Below are 1523 nucleotides of genomic sequence, written 5' to 3' on the forward strand. Positions count from 1 at the left end.
CGGAAGATTTCAAGTCCAGTGAGACGGTCGTGACGCTATGAGGTTTGTGGTGTGGACTCCCTGCGCTTGGCCGGGTCGTTGATCCATGCCCGCTGGGGTATCCGGGGTGGTCGGGGGCGGCGGCCGAAGCGTTCGGGGTGGCGGGCGTATGCCTCGGCGAGGGTGACGGCACGCTGGTCGCGGACCTCCTCGGCGGTGCCGAAATGCACGCTGGCCGGTGTGTGCCAGCCGATGCCCGAATGCCGGTGCTCGTGGTTGTAGTACGCGATGAACGCCTCGAACCACTCACGGGCATGGGCCAGCGAGTCGAACCGTTCGGGGTAGTCGGACATGTACTTCGTGGTCTTGAAGTGGGCCTCGCTGTAGGGGTTGTCGTTGGAGGTCTTCGGCCGCGAGTGCGACCGGGTGACGCCGAGGTCGATCAGCAGCTGCGAGACCTTCTTCGAGGTCATCGACGTGCCGCGGTCCGCGTGCACGGTCTCGGGCACGATGCCGTTGCGGGCGATGGTCTCGCGGATCAACTCCTCGGCCCGCACCGCTGATTCGGCCCGGTCGACGGTATGGCCGACGACGTAGCGGCTGAAGATGTCGATGATGACGTAGGCGTGATACCAGACGCCCTTGACCGGTCCGGCCGCCTTGGTGATGTCCCAGGTGAACACCTGCGAGGGCCCGGTGGCGACCAGCTCGGGCACCGTCTTCGCCGGGTGGGTGGCCTGGCGGCGGCGCTCCCCGGACTGCCCCTTCTCGCGCAGGATCCGGTACATCGTGGAGACGGAACAGTGGTAACGCCCGGCATCCAGCTCGCGGGCCCAGATCTGCGCGGGCGGCAGCTCGGCGTACTCGTCGCTGTTCATCATCTCCAGGACCGCCGCCCGCTCCTCGGGTGTGAGGGATGAGGGCTGGACCTGCGGTTTTCTGGGTTTTCGCTCGGGCGGGGGCCGCAGCCGGCGGTAGTGGGTGGCCCGGGAGCGGCCGGTCAGCCGGCACGCGGCCGTGATGCCCAGTTCGCCCTGGACGCCGGTGAACGCGTCGTCGACCACCGGTTCGGCGGCAGCGTTCAGTCCGCGCCCTCGGAGATCAGTTCCAAGAGCGCGGAAGCTTTTCCCATGACTTCCAACGCGGCCTTGTTCCGGGCCAGTTCCTTCTCCAGCCGTTCTACCTGGCGGCGCAGCTTCTCGTTCTCCGCCTCGGCGGCAGGCTTCTTCGGCCTCGCCGGACTGGTCCGCTGGTCGACCAGCTTCTCCAGGGCCCCGGCATCCCGCGCGGCCCGCCATTCCTTGACGTGCGAGTGGTACAGACGCTCGCGGCGCAGGACCGCGCCCTTCTCGTTCTTCGGGGCGGCGTCGTACTCGGCGACGATCCGCAGCTTGTACTCCGGGCTGAAGGTGCGGCGCTTCGGCCGGGGAGCTGGGTCGGACCCGGCGGGGGTGGTACTGGTCATGAGCGGGTGGTTCTCCTGTCGTGCCCTCTCAGGCTAACCCGACGAAGCGGGACGTCTCACCCAAGGCTGACAGAGAGGG

The 1523-nt window shown here is 68.0% G+C and carries 2 protein-coding genes; both read right to left on the reverse strand.

Features of this window, described 5'->3' with window-relative positions; all coding sequences use genetic code 11:
- Positions 1–35 precede the first annotated feature (35 nt).
- Complete coding sequence (locus ABT085_RS46295; RefSeq protein ID WP_351623233.1) at positions 36–1043, reverse strand: IS3 family transposase; 1008 nt, start codon at positions 1041–1043, stop codon at positions 36–38.
- A gap of 17 nt (positions 1044–1060) precedes the next feature.
- Positions 1061–1444, reverse strand: a complete 384-nt coding sequence (locus tag ABT085_RS46300; protein ID WP_351623235.1) for a hypothetical protein — start codon at positions 1442–1444, stop codon at positions 1061–1063.
- Positions 1445–1523 lie beyond the last annotated feature (79 nt).

This window comes from Streptomyces sp. NPDC002265 (genome assembly GCF_040296125.1).
Lineage (GTDB): Bacteria > Actinomycetota > Actinomycetes > Streptomycetales > Streptomycetaceae > Streptomyces.